The 18424-nt window shown below is 62.0% G+C and carries 11 protein-coding genes and 1 tRNA gene; 7 read left to right on the forward strand and 5 right to left on the reverse strand.

All coding sequences use genetic code 11. The annotated features are described in order from the left end of the window. Positions 1 to 21 precede the first annotated feature (21 nt). The 4 genes from mfd (at position 22) to A9D15_RS05255 (ending at position 4954) form a co-directional block, all read left to right on the forward strand. On the forward strand, positions 22 to 3558 hold the full coding sequence (gene mfd / locus A9D15_RS05240; protein WP_066762636.1) for a transcription-repair coupling factor: 3537 nt from the start codon (positions 22 to 24) through the stop codon (positions 3556 to 3558). 76 nt (positions 3559 to 3634) lie between these two features. Then, positions 3635 to 4417, forward strand: a complete 783-nt coding sequence (locus A9D15_RS05245) for an NAD kinase (protein ID WP_066762638.1) — start codon at positions 3635 to 3637, stop codon at positions 4415 to 4417. A 100-nt stretch (positions 4418 to 4517) separates the two neighbouring features. Continuing rightward, positions 4518 to 4592 (forward strand) — tRNA-Asn (locus A9D15_RS05250). Between the two features lie 191 nt (positions 4593 to 4783). Further along, positions 4784 to 4954: a CsbD family protein gene (locus A9D15_RS05255; RefSeq protein ID WP_066762641.1), complete on the forward strand. Its 171-nt coding sequence runs from the start codon at positions 4784 to 4786 to the stop codon at positions 4952 to 4954. Between the two features lie 79 nt (positions 4955 to 5033). On the opposite strand, the gene A9D15_RS05260 is transcribed toward A9D15_RS05255, so the two are convergent. The 3 genes from A9D15_RS05260 to A9D15_RS05270 form a co-directional block, all read right to left on the reverse strand. Further along, entirely contained in the window at positions 5034 to 6617 is a 1584-nt protein-coding gene (locus A9D15_RS05260; RefSeq protein ID WP_066762643.1) for a Ppx/GppA family phosphatase, read from the reverse strand. Beyond that, complete coding sequence (locus A9D15_RS05265) at positions 6614 to 8776, reverse strand: RNA degradosome polyphosphate kinase (protein WP_172807470.1); 2163 nt, start codon at positions 8774 to 8776, stop codon at positions 6614 to 6616. Before A9D15_RS05265 ends, A9D15_RS05260 begins: the two co-directional genes overlap by 4 nt. A gap of 359 nt (positions 8777 to 9135) precedes the next feature. Further along, entirely contained in the window at positions 9136 to 9483 is a 348-nt protein-coding gene (locus tag A9D15_RS05270) for a hypothetical protein (protein WP_066762648.1), read from the reverse strand. A 331-nt stretch (positions 9484 to 9814) separates the two neighbouring features. Here A9D15_RS05270 and A9D15_RS05275 point away from each other — a divergent pair, with 331 nt between their 5' ends. The 3 genes from A9D15_RS05275 (at position 9815) to A9D15_RS05285 (ending at position 14752) form a co-directional block, all read left to right on the forward strand. Further along, positions 9815 to 11368, forward strand: a complete 1554-nt coding sequence (locus A9D15_RS05275; RefSeq protein ID WP_066762651.1) for a hypothetical protein — start codon at positions 9815 to 9817, stop codon at positions 11366 to 11368. 122 nt (positions 11369 to 11490) lie between these two features. Further along, on the forward strand, positions 11491 to 14226 hold the full coding sequence (locus tag A9D15_RS05280; protein WP_066762655.1) for a TonB-dependent receptor domain-containing protein: 2736 nt from the start codon (positions 11491 to 11493) through the stop codon (positions 14224 to 14226). A 157-nt stretch (positions 14227 to 14383) separates the two neighbouring features. Further along, complete coding sequence (locus tag A9D15_RS05285) at positions 14384 to 14752, forward strand: PRC-barrel domain-containing protein (RefSeq protein WP_066762658.1); 369 nt, start codon at positions 14384 to 14386, stop codon at positions 14750 to 14752. Positions 14753 to 14756: 4 nt separating this feature from the next. Here the strand turns inward: A9D15_RS05285 and A9D15_RS05290 are convergent, their stop codons facing one another. Further along, entirely contained in the window at positions 14757 to 15440 is a 684-nt protein-coding gene (locus tag A9D15_RS05290) for a response regulator transcription factor (RefSeq protein WP_066762661.1), read from the reverse strand. A gap of 150 nt (positions 15441 to 15590) precedes the next feature. Further along, positions 15591 to 18356, reverse strand: coding sequence for a preprotein translocase subunit SecA (gene secA / locus A9D15_RS05295; RefSeq protein ID WP_066762673.1), 2766 nt, complete (start codon positions 18354 to 18356; stop codon positions 15591 to 15593). Between the last annotated feature and the right edge of the window lie 68 nt (positions 18357 to 18424).

Genomic DNA, 18424 nt, shown 5'->3' on the forward strand with positions numbered 1-18424 from the left:
GCCAGATAGTCACCCCTAGACATGGCTGATCTTTCCCGAATTATCGCCGCGGACAAACCGCTGGTGCTGTCTTCGCTTGCCCGCGGCGCATTGCCGCTGGTCATGGCCGATCTTGCGCGCGCTGCGGCGCATGGCAAGGCCCCTGCCCGAGCCGTGTTCATCGCGCCCGACGAGCAGGCGATGACCGCGATCGCGGATGCTGCACCGTTCTTCGCGCCCGACCTCGAAGTGATCGAATTTCCGGCGTGGGACTGTCTTCCCTACGACCGCGCGAGTCCGGCCCTTTCGGTCAGCGCCCGGCGTCTGGCCGCGCTTCAGGCGTTGCAGCGCAAGGATCGCGGGCCGCAGCTTCTGGTCACGACGATCAACGCCCTCTTGCAGCGCGTGCTGACCCCGTTCCGTATCCGCGAGGCAACGCGAATGCTCGAACCGGGTGTCGAGATCGGGCATGAAAGCCTGATCGGCTTGCTCCAGCGGCAGGGCTATTCCCGTTCTGACACGGCCATCGATTCAGGCGAGTTCGCGGTGCGCGGCTCGATCTTCGACATTGTGCCGGCGGGCCTCAAATACACCAACGACAAGGGCGAGCAGGTCCAAGCAGGCTTGCGGCTCGATTTCTTCGGCGACGAGCTGGAATCGATGCGCCTTTACGATCCCAACACCCAGCGCACGACCGGCGTGGTGGAGCAGCACCTGCTCCTGCCCGCGAGCGAGGCTCTCCTGGACGAGGAATCCATCAAGCGGTTCCGAAGCCGCTATCGCGAGCGCTGGGGCGCGACGGCGACGGGCGATCCGCTCTACCAGGCCGTAAGCGATGGTCGCCGCCTTGCCGGCATGGAGCACTGGCTCCCGTTGTTCGAGGAAAAGCTCAGCACGCTGTTCGAACATCTCGGCAAGGACGACGTCACTGTCATCGACGGCAGCACGCTTCGCGCGGCGGACCAGCGACTTGACGAGATCGTCGACTACCACCGCGCCCGCGCCGAAAGCGCACGCACCAGCCCCGGCGCCTATCGCCCGCTGGCGGCCGAGGCGCTCTACCTCTCGCGCGAGGAATTCGACGAACGGCTGGAAGGCTGGCCCGTCCACCGAACCTCGATCTTTGCCGAGCCGGTGGCTGAGCGCACCGTCGATTTCGGCTTCACCTCGGCCCGCGATTTCACGCCCGAACGCACGCGCGGCGACAATGTCTACGAGGTCGCGGCAAAGCACCTGGAAGCTCAGGCCAAGGCAGGCCGAAGGGCGATCCTCGCCTGCTATTCGGAAGGCGCGCGCAAGCGTATCGTCAGCCAACTTGGCGAGGCAGGCAAAGTCGTGCCGGCCACCGCGGACAGCTGGCAGGAAGCCCTTGGCCTTGCCGCGAAGAAAAAGCCGGTTGCAGTTGTGCTGCCGCTCGAATCGGGCTTCGCGAACGACGATCTGGAACTGATCACAGAGCGTGATTTCCTCGGCGACAGGCTCGTCCGCCGCAAGAAGCGCAAGAAAGACGCCGACGCCTTCCTGGCGGAGCTTCAGGCTCTGCAGCCCGGCGATCATATCGTCCATATCGACCACGGTGTCGGCAAATATCTCGGCCTCGAATCGATCCCCGTCGGCAAGAGCCCGCACGACTGCGTCGCGCTGGAATATCACGGGGGGGACAAGCTCTACGTTCCGGTCGAGAACCTCGATGTCCTGTCCCGCTATGGCAGCGGCGAGGAAACGGTCCCGCTCGACCGGCTGGGCGGAGAGGCATGGCAGAAGCGCAAATCGCGGCTGAAGGAGCGGATCCGCGAGATCGCGCATGAACTGCTCGCAACCGCAGCCAAGCGCGCGTTGCAGAAGGCGCCGGTGATCGAGGCCGATCCGCAGAGCTACGATCCGTTTGTCGACCGCTTCCCTTGGAACGAGACCGACGATCAGGAGCGCGCGATCGAGGATGTCATGGGCGATCTTGCCGACGGCAAGGCGATGGATCGTCTCGTTTGCGGCGACGTCGGTTTCGGCAAGACCGAGGTCGCCCTGCGCGCCGCATTCGTCGCGGCGATGAGCGGGCGGCAGGTCGTGATGATCGCGCCGACCACGCTACTGGCGCGCCAGCACTACGCGAACTTCATGGAACGGTTTGGCGGCTTCCCGCTGAACATTGGTCGCCTCTCCCGGCTCGTCCCGGCCAAGGAGGCGGCCGCCACCCGCGAAGGGCTTGAAAACGGCACCATCGACATCGTCGTCGGCACCCACGCCATCCTTTCGAAGAGCGTGAAGTTCAAACGCTTGGGCCTCGTCATCGTGGACGAGGAGCAGCGCTTTGGCGTCAACCACAAGGAAAAGCTCAAGGCCCTGCGCGCCAACGTCCACGTCCTGACGCTGACCGCTACGCCGATCCCGCGCACCTTGCAGATGGCGATGTCGGGCCTGCGCGAACTGTCGGTCATCCAGACCCCGCCGGTCGACCGTCTTGCCGTCCGCACCTATGTCATGGAGTGGGACGACATGGTGATCCGCGAGGCATTGCTGCGCGAACATCATCGCGGCGGGCAGAGCTTCATCGTCGTGCCGCGCATCGCCGACATGGCACAGATTGAAGACTGGCTGCGCGAAACCGTGCCTGAAGTGAAATACGTCTCCGCCCACGGTCAGATGGCCGCCGGCGAAGTCGAAGAGCGGATGAGCGCCTTCTACGAAAAGAAGTACGACGTCCTACTTTCGACCACGATCGTCGAATCGGGCCTAGACATCCCTAGCGCGAATACGATCATCATTCACCGCGCCGACCGCTTCGGCCTTGCCCAGCTTTACCAGCTGCGCGGGCGCGTAGGGCGTTCGAAACTGCGCGCCTACGCCTATCTGACGACCGGGGCGGACAACCAGCTTTCCGAAGTCGCGGAAAAGCGGCTGAAGGTGCTGGGCGACCTTGATACACTGGGCGCAGGCTTCCAGCTTGCCAGCCACGATCTGGACATTCGCGGTGCGGGCAACCTTCTGGGCGACGAACAGTCGGGCCATATCCGCGAAGTCGGGTTCGAGCTTTACCAGTCGATGTTGGAAGACGCGATCATCGCGGCCAAGGCAGGCGAAATGGGGCTTGAGGAAGATCGCCGAGGCCTCAGCCCGCAGATCACCGTCGACGCGCCGATCATGATCCCCGAAGACTATGTCCCCGACCTTGCCGTTCGCATGGCGCTCTATCGCCGCCTGAACGAGGCCAGGGACAAGGACGAGATCGAGGCGCTGGCTGCCGAGATGATCGACCGTTTCGGCCCCCTGCCCGATCCGACCGAGAACCTCGCGAAGCTCATCGAGATCAAGCAGCAGGCTTGCGAGGCGAACATCGCCAAGATCGACCTTGGCGCGCGCGGAGCGCTGGTCACGTTCTACAAGGATGAGTTCCCCGATCCGATGGGTCTCATCTCCTACGTCGAACGCCTGAAGGGCACGGCACGCCTGCGGCCTGACAACAAGCTGGTGATCGAGCGGAACTGGGGCGATCCGAAATCGCGCCTTAACGGCCTGTTCCAGTTGACCAAGGGCCTGTCGGGTATCGTACGCCGCGCCGCCAAAACGAAGGAACCGGCCTGAGCGTTTGCCAGAACCGTTGCAATGCATGGGTCCGGCCCATAGTCGTGGTGCCGGGCCTTTGACGGGGGAGTCGCAAGTGGCGAAGTACGAGAAGCTGGCGCTGGCCGCATCGCCGACCGAAAAGGCGCAGAAGGCCGCGAAAAGCCTGCGCAACTGGTTCGACTTCGTCAGCATGGACGAAGCCGACGCGGTCGTGGTGCTGGGCGGCGATGGCTACATGCTGCAAACGCTTCACCAGATGATCGACGACGCGCGCATCCTGCCCGCCTATGGCATGAATCTGGGCACGGTCGGCTTCCTCATGAACAAGCGTGAGGCGAGCCGGTCGCCGATCCTCGACCGCGTGAACAGGGCGCGGTCCTTCGACGTGTCGCCGCTGGCCATGACCGCCGTGACCCAGTCGGGCGAAACGCACCGGATCTGCGCGATCAACGAAGTCTCCCTGCTGCGTGAAACGCGCCAGACCGCGAAGCTGGAGATCAAGGTCGGCAACAAGGTCCGCATCCCCGAACTGATGTGCGACGGCGTGCTGGTGGCGACGCCGGCAGGCTCCACCGCTTACAATTTCAGCGCGAACGGCCCGATCCTGCCGCTGGGCTGCGGGCTGCTGGCCCTCACCCCAATTTCTGCCTTCCGTCCGAGGCGCTGGCGGGGGGCGATCCTGCCCGATCACCTGCCGATCGAGATCCGAAGCCTCGAATGGGAAAAACGCCCCGTCTCTGCCGTGGCGGACCAGCGCGAAATCCGCGATGTCGCGAGCATTCACGTCGAGGTCGCGCACGAGCGTGATCTGACCCTTCTTTTCGACCGCGGGCACAGCCTTGACGAGCGGATCGTTGGCGAACAGTTCGCGGTTTGAAAAAAGGTGAAATTTGCAGGTCGAACGGGGTTGCCAAACTCTTTTACGCCCCATATAGGCGCACCCCTGCCCAGCAAGCAGCGCCCTTTTAAAGGGCTGCTCCCCGATAGCTCAGCGGTAGAGTAGGTGACTGTTAATCACTTGGTCGTTGGTTCGAATCCAACTCGGGGAGCCATTTTCTTCTACATTGCCGGATCCGGCAGGGCCTAGCCCTCGCCTTGCCATGCTTTGGCCGCATTGCTGCGATCGGTAGCATTGCATGTCCGACAGACCGTTGGCGCGGACCGGATACGACCGCCATCCCCATGCGTTGATTAAGCAAAGACCGGCGGAAGTCGCCAGTTATCAACGAATTGGAGAACCATCATGGGTGAACTTACGGAAAAGGTTAAGGGCAACGTCAACGAAGCGATCGGCAACGTTAAGCAGGAGAGCGGCAACCCTGAAACGCGCGCAGAAGGCCGCGAGCAGGAAGCCAAGGGCGAAGCCCAGCAGTTCAAGGGCGAAGTCGAAGGCAAGCTCGGCAACGACATCTGATCGGCTGTTGAGTCGCATTAAAAAGGCCCCGGAAGGTTCGTCCTTTCGGGGCCTTTTTCGTGTGCGTCGGTGCCCGCGTCTATTTGGCGCCCGTGACCTCGCGGTAACTTTGACCCGAAACGACAGCCTCATCCCTGAATGCGGCGAAACTGGCATCGTCCATGATCCTGACCTCGTGATCGAGATCGAGGCAATCGGCAAGGTTCCTCAGGTCCTTGCGCGCCTGGCTTACGGCAAGTGCGGCATGGCTCTCGTTGAAGGCGAGGATCAGCGACTTGCCGACAATGCGCAGGCGCGTCGCCTGAAGCGATGCGCGAGATTGCAGGCCCAATCTGCGGCACAAACGGATTGCGAGCCCCCAGACCCGCGCCTCGGCAAGCTTCTCATCAGGTGCCAGTTCGGCAAGCATCGGCGGCCATTCGCACTCACCCGCATTAGCAAGCACCGTCATCGCCATCATCGCCCGACCGGTGTCATCGATATCGAGCCAGCGCTTGTAAAGCGCCCAATCGACCGCCTGTTTCAACCTGAGATTTGGTTCGACCTGTAGAGACGCCAGCGCCAGCATCGTGGCTGCGAGGCGAAGGCGTTCGCTGGAACTGCGCGTCGGTGCAATGGCATCCATCGTCCACGCCGCGATGCGCGTTGCAAGCGTGGGCGGTGTGCCGTTTTGGCCGGCGAAAAGCGAGATACCCGCAAGCAGTGGATCGCGTCCGCGCTCCGCATCGGTCAACCGCTGGTAGAGCAGCCCTTCACGCAGACCCCATGCCGAGAACACGAGGTTGTCCGGCTTCAGTATCTTGAGTAGGCAGACGAGCAGAGCTGCCGCATAGGGCAGAATCTGCGAACGCATCGCGGAGACGCGCGGGATCACCCTCAACTCTTCCGGCGCAGCCTTTGCCGTGCGCTTTGCGAGCTTCATGGCGGTGCCGGCATCGATCTGAAGGCCGTGCGGGTCCGACAGGGGATGCCCCTGAAGACGCATCGCAAGGATCGCCATCGTCCGCCACGTTCCGCCGACAAGGTAGAGATTGCCGCCAACCGCGTCCTGCCATCCGGTCTTCTTCAGCGCCTTGCCGACGCGCGACTGGAACTTCTCGTCCCCGCTATCGCGCAGGGCCGCAAGGCGAAGAGTGCCGAGCGGAGCGGTACCGCCCTCGCCCGGTCCTTGTGGCGAGATCGAGATCAGTTCGAGACTGCCTCCGCCAAGATCGGCGACCACGCCGCTTTTGCCCGGGAAGGCGCCCAACACACCCAGGGCACTGGTGCGGGCCTCTTCCTCGCCGCTGATGACGCGGACGGTAAAACCCATCTCTTCCAGCTTGGCGATAAATTCGGGACCGTTTTCCGCCTCGCGCACGGCAGCAGTCGCGACGGTTTCGACATCGTCGATGCGCAGGTCTTTCAGGATGAGCGCAAAGCGACCCAGCCCTTCAAGTGCAAGTTCAACCGCTTCGTCGGCCATGCGACCGGTTTCGGACAGTTCACGCCCGAGCCGGGCCGTGACTTTTTCGTTGGCAAGGATCTGCGGTGCACGGGGCGATCCGCCGTAAACCACCATACGGACGGTGTTCGAACCGATATCGATGATCGCACGCTTGCTGTCGTCGGTCGTCCACGAATTTTCAATCCGGCGACGGTAGGAGCTTTTCGATCCCCTCACGCAGTCGCGCCTCGGCGAAGGGCGAGACGCGGAATCTGATCCTCGGCAAGCGCCTGACCTCTGCCTGACAACGACGGATTGGTCATGAAATAACGGTGCAGGTTGAACGACCGTTCTTGCGTATCCGCGCGGACATATTGCCCGTCAGCTTGCAGTACCCAGCTGCGTTCTGTGTCGAGAAGGTTTGCTACCAGCACTTGTCCCAGAACCTGATCATGCACCGTTCGGTTCCTGATCGGTACCATCGCCTCGACCCTGCGGTCCAGATTGCGGCTCATCGCGTCGGCCGAGGTAATGAAAAGCCGGTTGCGCGGGCTGGGCATGCGATAGCCGTTGGCAAAGGCCCAGATGCGGCTGTGTTCGAGGAAACGGCCGATGATCGACTTGACCTCTATCGTTTCCGAAATGCCCGGAATGCCGGGCTTGAGACAGCAGATACCTCGCACGACAAGCCGGATCGGAACACCCGCCATGCTCGCTTCATAAAGCTTGTCGATCACACCCTTGTCGGTCAGCGAATTGACCTTGGCCCAAATGCCCGAAGGCCTCCCGTTCTGCTGGTTTGCGATCTCGCGGTCGATATTCTCGTAAATCGTATCGCGCATGTGGATCGGGCTCATCGCGAGGCCCTCCATGCGGCGCGGTTCGACATAGCCGGTGACGAAATTGAAAAGGCGCGCGGCATCACGACACAAACGCGGATCTGCGGTGAAATAAGACAGGTCGGTATAGATGCGCGCGGTAACCGGGTGATAGTTGCCCGTTCCGAAATGGCAGTAGGTGCGATACCCATCACCCTCGCGCCGCACGACCATCGAAACCTTTGCATGTGTCTTCCAGTCGACGAAGCCGTAGATGACCTGCACGCCAGCCCGTTCGAGCTGGCTTGCCCAAAGGATGTTCTGCTCTTCGTCGAAGCGCGCCTTCAATTCGACGACCGCAGTCACCGATTTACCCGCCTCTGCCGCGGCGATCAGCGCGTTGATGATCGAGGACTGCTTGCCCGCGCGGTAAAGCGTCTGCTTGATTGCAACGACGTCGGGGTCTTTCGCTGCCTGCCGCACGAAATCGACCACCACTTCGAAACTTTCGTAAGGGTGGTGGATGACGATGTCCTTTTCGCCGATCGCGGCGAAGCAGTCCCCGTCATGCTCCATGATACGTTCGGGATAGCGCGGGCTGTACGGCTCGAATTTCAGGTCGGGCCTGTCTTCATCGACGATGCTGGCCAGCCCTTCGACGCCGACGATACCGTCGGTCTTGATGACTATCGCGTTCTCAAGGCCCAGTTGTTCGCGCAGCAGTTGCTCGGCATCGTGATCGAAGTCCGACTCCAACTCCAGCATGATGACCTGCCCGCGGCGGCGACGCTGGATGGCGCTGCGGAAGTAGCGGACGAGATCTTCGGCCTCTTCCTCGATCTCGATATCGGAATCTCGGATGACACGGAAAGCACCGTCGCCATTCACACGGAAACCGGGGAAGATCAGGTCGGCATAACGGCAGATCAGCCGCTCGACCGGAATATACGTCGCCTCGTCACCCGGCACGCGGATGAAGCGCGATACGGCTGCGGGCACGAGGATCATCTCGACCACGCCCTGCCCGTCCTGAAGCCGCGTCAGGTTGAACAGTAACCCCATGCCCTGATTGGCGACGAACGGAAACGGATGCGCAGGGTCAATCGCTTGCGGCGTGAGAACGGGAAGGACATGCTTTTCAAAATAGTCCTTCAGCCAGGCACGCGATGCGGCATCAAGGCGGCTTTCATCGCAGACGTGCAGGCCCGCATCCGACAGAAGCCCGCGCAATTCGCGCCAGATCGACTGCTGCCTGGTTTCCAGTTCGCGGATCGCCCGGCGGATCGAGGCGAGCTGCTGCGACGGCGTGCGTCCGTCGATGCTCATCTTCGTGATGCCACGCTGCATCTGCCCGGCAAGGCCCGCAACACGGATCATCACGAATTCGTCAAGATTGCTGCCCGAGATCGAGAGGAAGCGAAGACGTTCGAGCAGCGGATATGTTTCACGCGTCGCCTCGGCCAGAACGCGGCGGTTGAACGAAAGCCAGCTCAGTTCACGGTTCGTATAGAGCGCCTCTGCCGGCATGGAGGCCAGCGAGGCGGCGTTGTCCCGGGGAGGAGAAGTTCGGTCGTTCATCGGCCCTGTCTGCGGCATTGAAGCCTTCGGCTAGGAAGTCTGGGGTATCGGCGGGTCGATGACGGCGGCAGGTTACAAACGTGTTACGCGTGATCCCAACGCCGGTCGAACCGAAACTACCCGGTCCCTTTGCCAATCACAGGACATCATGAGCGCCAAGGCGTGATCCCGCAAGTGCGAGATGGACGCGCGGCATCATCCAAAAGGCTACGTCAGCCGGAGTCTAGAAAGAAGAAGGGCCGGACTGGTCGCCCAGTCCGGCCCCGGAAACGAGGAACGGTTAGTGTCCATGTAGGGCCGGTAACCGAAACCGTGGGGGTGGCTTCGGATGCCGGCCTCTATCGCTACACCCGCTTCCTTCAGTCGGCCTTGGCCATCCGTGTGTCCAGATACGGACGATCAAGCGACGCAAGAGCTTGCCTTGCAAGCACGCGGGAATCAACCCACTGGCCATCCGCGGTTTCGAGTTCGTAGCGTTCTGCGAAAGCGGCCTTCTCATAGGCGGCACGTGCATCGAGCACGCGGCCTTCTGCAGCATAGGCAGCACCGAGATTGATCAGGCGGGCCGCATCGTCGGTGCCTTCCAGCTTCTCGATCGCAACTTCGTGCTTGCCCTGCATCATGGCGTCATAGGCGACATCTACCGAGTCGGCGGCAGCAGGTGCGCCGGCGGCGAGGACGGTCGCGAGAATGAAAGTCGCAGCCATTTTCTACTCCCAATGTTCGTTATCTTGTCCCGAGGATGCGACGGGATACCACGTACTGCAATTAAAATGTCACATTGTCATTGAACTGTAACATTCGCAGACCCGCAGGATTCCGCGGTTCCTGACACGGCCCGGACACACGCCGGTCATATTCGCAGCCGCGAAAAACTTCTCGACTGCAATCGAACTGTCACACCGGGGCAAACAAACTGTCATTTGCGACGCCTAGGCGAGGCCCTGCGAAACGCATTCGCGCAAACTCGATTCTCGGTACTTGAGGGGACCGCTCGCCGTGACAAAACTTCACCGCAATCTCGTTATTGGCTGCAGCATGCTGGCACTTGCCGGCTGCGGTGGCGACGAAATCGTTTCGCCCGGCACGGGCGGCGACATCATCATCAACAACCCGACTCCGACGCCGACCAGCACGCCGACGCCGACCCCGACTTCGGGCACGGTAACTCCGGCTGGCGGTTGCCCGACGATCAGCGCCTCGGGCGGCCTGACCGACGACGGCACGATCACCGGTGACACTGGCACGTACCGCGTCTGCGTCCTGCCCGCGACGATCGATGCGGACACCAACCTGCCCTTTATCAAGGGCCTGCTTTACGCGATGGACGGCCGCGTCGATGTCGGCACCGACGGCGGCGCAGTCGCTTCGTCGGCAGACACCGACGTCACGCTCAGCATCGAACCGGGCGTCGTCCTGTTCGCCGGTAACGCCACCACGCCGAACGGCGAAAGCTACCTCGTCGTCAACCGCGGCAACCAGATCAACGCCGTCGGCACCGCCGACATGCCGATCATCTTCACCAGCCGTGACAACGTACTCGGCATCGCGACCGAAGCTTCGATCGGTCAGTGGGGCGGTGTCGTCCTTCTCGGTCGTGCGCCGGTTTCGGACTGCCGCAGCGGCGTGTTCAACGACGGTTCTGCCGCATTCGACCAGGCCTCGTGCGAACAGGAACTAGAAGGCGCGGCGCTCACCACGCTGTTCGGCGGCGACGATGCCGACGACAGCTCGGGCACGATGCAGTATTTCCAGATCCGTTATTCGGGCTTCACGCTTACCGGCGGTAGCGAGCTTCAGTCGCTGACCACCGGCGGCATCGGCGGTGGCACGACCATCGACCACTGGCAGAGCTTCAACAGCTCGGACGACGGCATGGAATTCTTCGGCGGTACCGTGAACATGAAGTACGTCGTGGCCGTCGGCGCAGACGACGACTCGATCGACGTCGACACCGGCGCCCAGGCCGACATGCAGTACGTGCTGGTCGCCCAGCGCACTGCCGGCGGTGACCACATCATCGAACTCGACTCGCCTGATGGTGACTACGACTTCGACGCCCTGCCCCGCACGAACCTGCGCATCTCGAACGCAACGTTTATCGAACGTAGCACGGCCAACTCGCGCGCCTTGCGCCTGCGCGGCGGCGCGGACTTCAGCCTCGTCAACTCGGTTATCGACACCGACACCGAGGCCTGCCTGCGCATCGACGAAGATCCGACCATCAATGCCGCCGTTGGCGATGGTGCGCCATTCTTCGCCGCCGTAGTCGCCGACTGCGACCAGAACGATGCCTTCCAGGGCGGCTCGGGCGTGACGGCTCAGCAGGTCGCAGACCTGTTCAACAACAGCTCGCAGACCGACAGCAACTTCACGATCGAACTCGTGAGCGGCTTCATCAACTCGGATGCGATCAACGCGACGGGCTTCTACTACAACCCGACCCAGCTTTCGTCATTCTTCGACGATGCCGGTTACATCGGCGCCGTCAAGGACGCGTCGGACGACTGGTACGCCGGCTGGACCTGCGACTCGGCAGTCCTGACCTTCGGCGACAACACCGGGGCCTGCACCACGCTGCCGGTCTACTAAGACCCATGGGATCCTCGGGGAGAAAGCCGGGCCCCATGCGGCACCGGTTTTCTCCCCTTCCCTGCATTTTACGGCCGGGCGACCGGCACCAGATTTTCGGACCATTGAGGGGGTTCCACACCATGTCCACCGGCCAGCGCCTTGCGGGGCTGCTTATGCTGACCACCGCGCTCTCATTCCCGGTTTGCGGGTTCGCGCAAGACATTGGCGTTCCGCCGGGCGACGACCCGAGCACCGAAGCCGCCGAACAGGAAATGCTCGAACAGGTGGACCCCGCTCAGGACGAGCTGGGTGAAGAAACCTACGACGAAGGCCCCGACGTCTCCATCCCGGGCGGCGCGATCATCGTGACCGGTCGCCGCAACCGCGATCCTGTCCGGGCCTCTACGCAAGTCGTATCGGTCCTCTCGGCCGAAGACATCGCGCGCACCGGCGAAGGCGACATCGCAGGTGCCCTTAGCCGCGTGACAGGCCTGACCGTGGTCGGCTCGGGCCGCGTCTATGTCCGCGGCCTTGGCGATCGCTATTCACTCGCCATGCTGAACGGCCTCCCGCTGCCGAGCCCGGAACCGCTCAGCCGCGTCGTTCCGCTCGACATCTTCCCGACCAACGTCATCGCATCCTCGCTGGTGCAGAAGACCTACTCGGCCAACTTCCCCGGTGAATTTGGCGGCGGTGTCATCAACCTGACGACCCGCGCAATTCCCGACGAATCCTTCCTCAAGATCTCGGCATCGGCCGGTGGCGACAACCGTACGCTGGGTCAGGAGGGGCTTACCTACTACGGTTCCGACCTCGACTGGGTCGGTTTCGACAACGGCAACCGCGACGTGCCGTCGAACCTGCAGGCTTTCATCGACAGCGGCGAACGTCTTCAGAACGTCTCGACCGACGTGCAGGAAGGCATCGCGGCGCAGCTCTTCCCGCTCAACCTCGCAACCGTGACGAAGGACGGCAACCTGCCGCCCAACTTCTCGGGTTCGGTCACGGCGGGCACATCGATGGACGTCGGCAGCGACGGTGTTCTGGGCGTCGTGGCGACGGTCGGCCTCAAGAACAGCTGGCGCAACCGTTCGGTGCTGTCGCAGCAGGCCACGACCGACCTGTCGGAAATCACCGACGAGATGACGACGTTCATCACCGACAACCGCGTGCTTCTGAACGCGCTGCTCGGCGTCGGGCTCGACATCGGCGATCACACGCTGCGCTGGACCAACCTCTACATCCGCGACTCCCTGAAACAGGCATCGCTGGGCGTGGGCTATGCGTATGAGGACGACTACGACCTCGTTGAGCAGAACACCGCCTGGTACGAACGACAGCTGATCGACAGCCAGTTCGTGGGCGAGTTCGAGTTCGGCCGCTTCTCGCTCGACCTTCGTGGCGGCTATGCCCAGACGGACCGCGAGGCGCCGTACAACCTCACTTTCAACTACGTGAAGACGAACCTCGATACGCCGACGGGTGACTACTACGTCGCCAACGTCACCAATCAGATCAACAACGTCGACCCGATCACCTCGGCTTTTGACGACCTCACCGAAAAGCTCTGGTTCGGCGGCATTGATGCCAGCTACGAGCTGCTCGACAATCTCACCGGCACTGTCGGCTATGCGTACTCGGACACGAGCCGCTATTCGACCCGCCGCGAGTTCCAGCTGCAGATGGCGACCGACCCGAACACGGTCGGCCTCGGCCTGACGCAGGAAGTGCTGACTGCGCTTTCGCTGCGTCGTCCGGGCGACCTGATCAACGGTGCGAGCCTTGCAGGCTTTGCCGTTGGCCTTTCGGAAACCACCAACTTCCCGGCCTTCGACGCAGGTCTGGAAATCCATGCGGGTTACGGCAAGATCAGCTACCTGCCGGTCGATACCGTCACGGTCGATCTAGGCGTGCGCTACGAAGACGCGACCCAGACGGTCGCTCTCGACCAGTCGGTCTTCAACACGCCGATCGTCGGCGCGAACGAGACCTATATCGCAAACGACTACTTCCTGCCGGCCGCAACCGTAACGTGGGAAGCGAGCGACCAGCTTCAGTTCCGCGTGTCAGGGTCAAAGACCATCGCCCGCCCGCAATTCCGCGAACTGGTCGAGCAGACCTACTTCGATCCGGACAACAACCGCCAGTATCGCGGCAACCCCTTCCTGTCTGACAGCGAACTGCTGAACCTGGAAGCACGCGCCGAATACTACATCGCCGGGCAGGATCACATCAGCCTCGCCGGCTTCTACAAGAAGATCGACAACCCGATCGAGGCCATCGTGCTCTCGCTGCCGGGTGGCGGACGCTACACCACCTTCGCCAACGTTCCTCAGGCCGAGCTTTACGGCGCCGAACTCGAGGTCCAGTACAGTGTCGACCTGTTCGACATGGGCGGCTGGTTCATGAACAAGCAGTTCGTTACGATCGCCAACTATACCTACACCAAGTCGGAACTCAGCTATTCGGACGGCGATACCACGCTGATCCCGGGCAGCGAGACGCTGGTGTCGAATTTTGTCGATCCGGGCGATCCGATGACCGGCCAGTCCGACCACATCGCGAACCTGCAGCTTGGCCTTGAGGATACCGAGGAACTGTCGCAGTTCACGTTCCTGCTGAGCTATGCAAGCAAGCGCGTGACCCGCCGCGACTTCCAGCGTCCCGACATCATCGAAAACCCCGGCCTGACCGTGGACTTCGTTGCTCGCCAGGGTGCCGACTTCATGGGCGTTCCGGTCGAACTCGAGTTCGAGGCGCGCAACATCTTCGGACGCGACAATTTCGAATACCAGGCGAACGACCAGTACCGCATCGAGAACAACACTTATGCGGTCGGCACCAGCTTCTCGCTGGGCGTTTCGATGGAATTCTGACGAACCACCCTGCCCCTTTGCAGGACATCACTGTACCCGGGTTTTCGTTTCCCAGTGAAAGCCCGGGTCTTTTTTGCCGTCCTTCCCTGCGTCTGGCGGGATTGGCGCAAAGCGGCGAAAAAGCGTATGATGCCGTCCTCTGAGAGAGGAATGGCACATGGCACACGATCATAAGCTGATCCTGGCCAGCCGGGTTGAGCATACGCCCGTCTTCAACGAAGACGGCTGGCTGGTCGGGCATATCAAGGACCTGTCGATCGACCGGGAAACCGGACAGGTCGAACATGCAATCATGTCGTTCGGTGGCTTCCTGGGCGTGGGAAACCGCCTCCACCCGCTACCCTGGTCGATCCTGCGCTACGATGCGGGCCAGAAAGGCTTCATCGTGCCGCTCAGCCGGCAGGAGCTGGAGGACGCACCGCACTACGACGCAAGCGAACTGGAAGAGTTCGGAGGAGCGACGCCGGACGTGAAGCTGGCAAAGGTCTTCGACTACTACGGCCAGTTCGCCGCCCCGCCGATCTGACCCTTCAGGCGCCCGAGGGGCTGTCCAGAACGTAACCCATGGCGCGGACGGTGCGCAGAATATCCCCTGCGCCCACGTTCTTCAGCGCACGGCGCAGGCGGCCGATCCACACGTCCACGGTACGCTCGTCGATAGGCGGGTCGAGCTTGCCCAGCCCCTCGATCAGTTCGAGACGGGTCAGCACGCGGTCTGGGTTCTCGACAAAGAAGCGCAGCAAGCGAAATTCGTTAGGGCGCAGCGCGATCGCCTTGTCCTTCCAGCGCGCCTGAAGCGCCATAAGGTCAATCACGAGATCGCCTAGCCTGATCTGCTGCGTCACGTGCCGCGGGCGTCCACGGTCCTGCAAGGCGAAGACGCGGTCGAGCACTATGGTCCGATCCAGCGGACCGACGAGATAATCGTCGGCCCCTGCGCGCAGGGCACGGCGACGATCCTCTGCATCGTCTTCCTCAAGCACCATCGTGATGTGCGAATTCTCGGTGCGCGGATCGGCCCGAAGCCGGCGGCACAACTCGAGGCCCGAACACTCGTCCATGACCCAGTCGACGAAAGCCCACATCTGCCCGTCGACCAGACGGCGCGGGCCGTTGCAATCGAGCTTGTCGAACGTGAAGCGTACGCCGTCGTGATCGAACGGCTCGAGAATCTCGCCGATCGGATCGCTCAGGAAGATGTTGACGACGTCCACGCATGGCCCCCGGAAACTGTCAATTCCAAGGGCAGATGCCGCGCTTCTATGACGCAATCGTGACTATGGCGCGATCCGTGTCACGCAAGGCCGATTTTCATGAAAAAAGCCGGGTTGGTGGTGTTCCGACCCGGCTTTTCGTTTGGTTCTTCAGGCGGCTGCGCCGTGGCAGTGCTTGTACTTGTTGCCCGATCCGCAGGGGCAAGGCGCATTGCGCGAAATGTCCATGTCTTTCCATGGGTTCTCGCTCTCGGCACCGCCGGGACCGGCCTGTGCGAACGTCGAACCGGCCAGCGCACCGAACAGCGCCGCACGCTGGGAAGAACCATCGCCATCGTTCGAGTTGTCGAGGCCGGTCAGCGGGTCGATATGGCCCGTCATCAGGTCGGGGTTAGTCAGGAAGTCGGGCAGTTCGGGCAGCGGAGCAGGTTCGGGCTCTGCCATGCGCAGTTGGCTGGTCAGCAGGATCTTGGTCACGTCCTCACGGATCTGTTCCAGCATACGCTCGAACAGGCCGAAGGCTTCCTGCTTGTACTCGTTGATCGGCGTCTTCTGCGCATAGGCGCGCAGGAACACCACCTGGCGCAGCGCGTCGAGCGTGGCGAGGTGTTCTTTCCAGTGATAGTCGAGCCGGTCGAGCAAGACCGACTTTTCGACCTGACGCCAGATCGAGGGGTCGGTCTCGGCGAGCTTCGCATCCATTTTGGCATCAGCCATCGCGGCCAGGCGCTGCTCGATATCTTCCGGCTCGATCCCGTCCTCTTCCATCCAGGCGTCGATGGGGGCCGGCTCACCGAAGATTTCCTCGATCTTTTCCTTCAGGCCATCGACGTCCCACTGTTCGGGATAGGATCCCGGAGGGCACGCCGAACCGACGAGCGCATTGACGGTGTCGTTGCGCATGTCGACGACGACATCGTCGACCGTCTCGGAATCCATGATGTCTTCGCGCTGTTCGTAGATAACCTTGCGTTGGTCGTTCATCACGTTGTCGTATTCGACGACCTGCTTGCGAATGTCGTAGTTGCGTGCCTCGACCTTCTTCTGAGCGGTCTCGATGGCCTTCGACAGCCACTTGGACCCGATCGCCTCGCCATCCTCGAGGTTCGAGTTCATCATCTTGGCAAAAAGCGTGTCGGGACCGAAGATCCGCAGCAGGTCATCTTCGAGGCAGAGGTAGAAACGCGAAAGGCCCGGGTCGCCCTGCCGGCCTGCACGGCCGCGCAGCTGGTTGTCGATGCGGCGGCTTTCATGACGCTCGGTGCCGAGCACGAAGAGACCGCCCGCGTCGAGCACGCGCTGACGCTCGGCAGCGACTTCTTCCTTGATCTTCGCCACGGCGGCATCGCGCTCGGGCCCTTCGGGCATCTCGGACAGTTCGTCCTCGACCCGGAAATCAACGTTACCGCCCAGCTGGATGTCGGTCCCGCGGCCCGCCATGTTGGTCGCAATCGTCACCGCGCCGATGCGTCCGGCCTGCGCGACGATATGCGCTTCCCTCTCGTGCATGCGGGCGTTGAGGACGTTGTGCGTGACGCCTTCCTCTTCGAGAAACTTGGACAGCAGTTCCGACTTCTCGATCGAGACCGTACCGACGAGGACCGGCTGGCCCTTCTCGTTATGATCACGGATCGACTTCGCGATGGCACGGAACTTGTCGTGGGTGTTCTTGAAGAACTGGTCTTCCTCGTCGATGCGCTGGATCGGGACGTTGGTCGGGATTTCGACAACATTCAGCTTGTAGATGTCGAAGAATTCCGCCGCCTCGGTCGCAGCTGTGCCGGTCATACCCGAAAGCTTGGGGTACATGCGGAAGTAGTTCTGGAACGTGATCGAGGCCATCGTCTGGTTCTCGGGCTCGATCTTCACGCCTTCCTTGGCCTCGACGGCCTGGTGCAGGCCGTTGGACCAGCGACGACCGTCCATCATGCGGCCGGTAAACTCGTCGATGATGACGACCTTGTCGTCCTTCACGATATAGTCGGTGTCGCGCTTGAACATGTGCACGGCCTTCAGGGCCTGGTCGATGTGGTGGACGACCTGCGTGTTCTCGTAGTCGTAGAGGTTCTCTGTCTCGAGATAGCCTTCGTCGAACAGGATCTTCTCGACCTTCTCGGTACCGTCCTCGGTCAGAGTAATGTTCTTGGTCTTCTCGTCCTTCTCGAAATCCTCTTCGTCCAGACGCTTTACGACCTTGTCGATCGCGACATAAAGTTCGGACTTGTCCTCGGTCGGGCCGGAGATGATGAGCGGGGTGCGCGCCTCGTCGATCAGGATCGAGTCGACCTCGTCGACGATCGCGTAGTTGAACGGGCGGTGGACCTGCTGGTCGCGCGACTGCTTCATGTTGTCGCGCAGGTAGTCGAAGCCAAGTTCGTTGTTGGTCGAATAAGTGATGTCGCAGGCGTAGGACGCGCGGCGGTCCTGTTCATGCATGTTGGGCACGATCACGCCGACTGTCAGGCCCAGCCAGCGATAGAGCTGCCCCATCCATTCCGCGTCGCGGCGGGCGAGGTAGTCGTTGACGGTGACGACATGGACGCCCTTGCCCGACAGACCGTTGAGATAGGTCGCGAGGGTCGCGACAAGCGTCTTGCCCTCGCCCGTACGCATTTCCGCGATTTCACCGCGATGAAGCGCGATACCGCCAATCATCTGCACGTCGAAGTGGCGCATCCCGAAGACGCGCTTCGAAGCTTCGCGCACAACGGCAAAAGCCTCGGGAAGAAGCTGGTCAAGCGTCTCGCCGGCATCAAGGCGTTGGCGGAACAGGACGGTCTGGTTCTGGAGATCCTCGTCGCTCATCGCCTCGTAAGTGGGTTCAAGCGAATTGATCTGGGCGACGGTCTTACCCATCGACTTGACGTAACGGTCGTTGGAGGAACCGAAGAGGTTTTTGGCAATCGATCCGAACATGGCTCGAGGTTTCCTTAGATCTTGGCCGGCGGCGGGCGCGGGCCGTGCTATGTGCTGGATAGGCGCGC

The organism is Croceicoccus pelagius (genome assembly GCF_001661915.1).
Lineage (GTDB): Bacteria > Pseudomonadota > Alphaproteobacteria > Sphingomonadales > Sphingomonadaceae > Croceicoccus > Croceicoccus pelagius.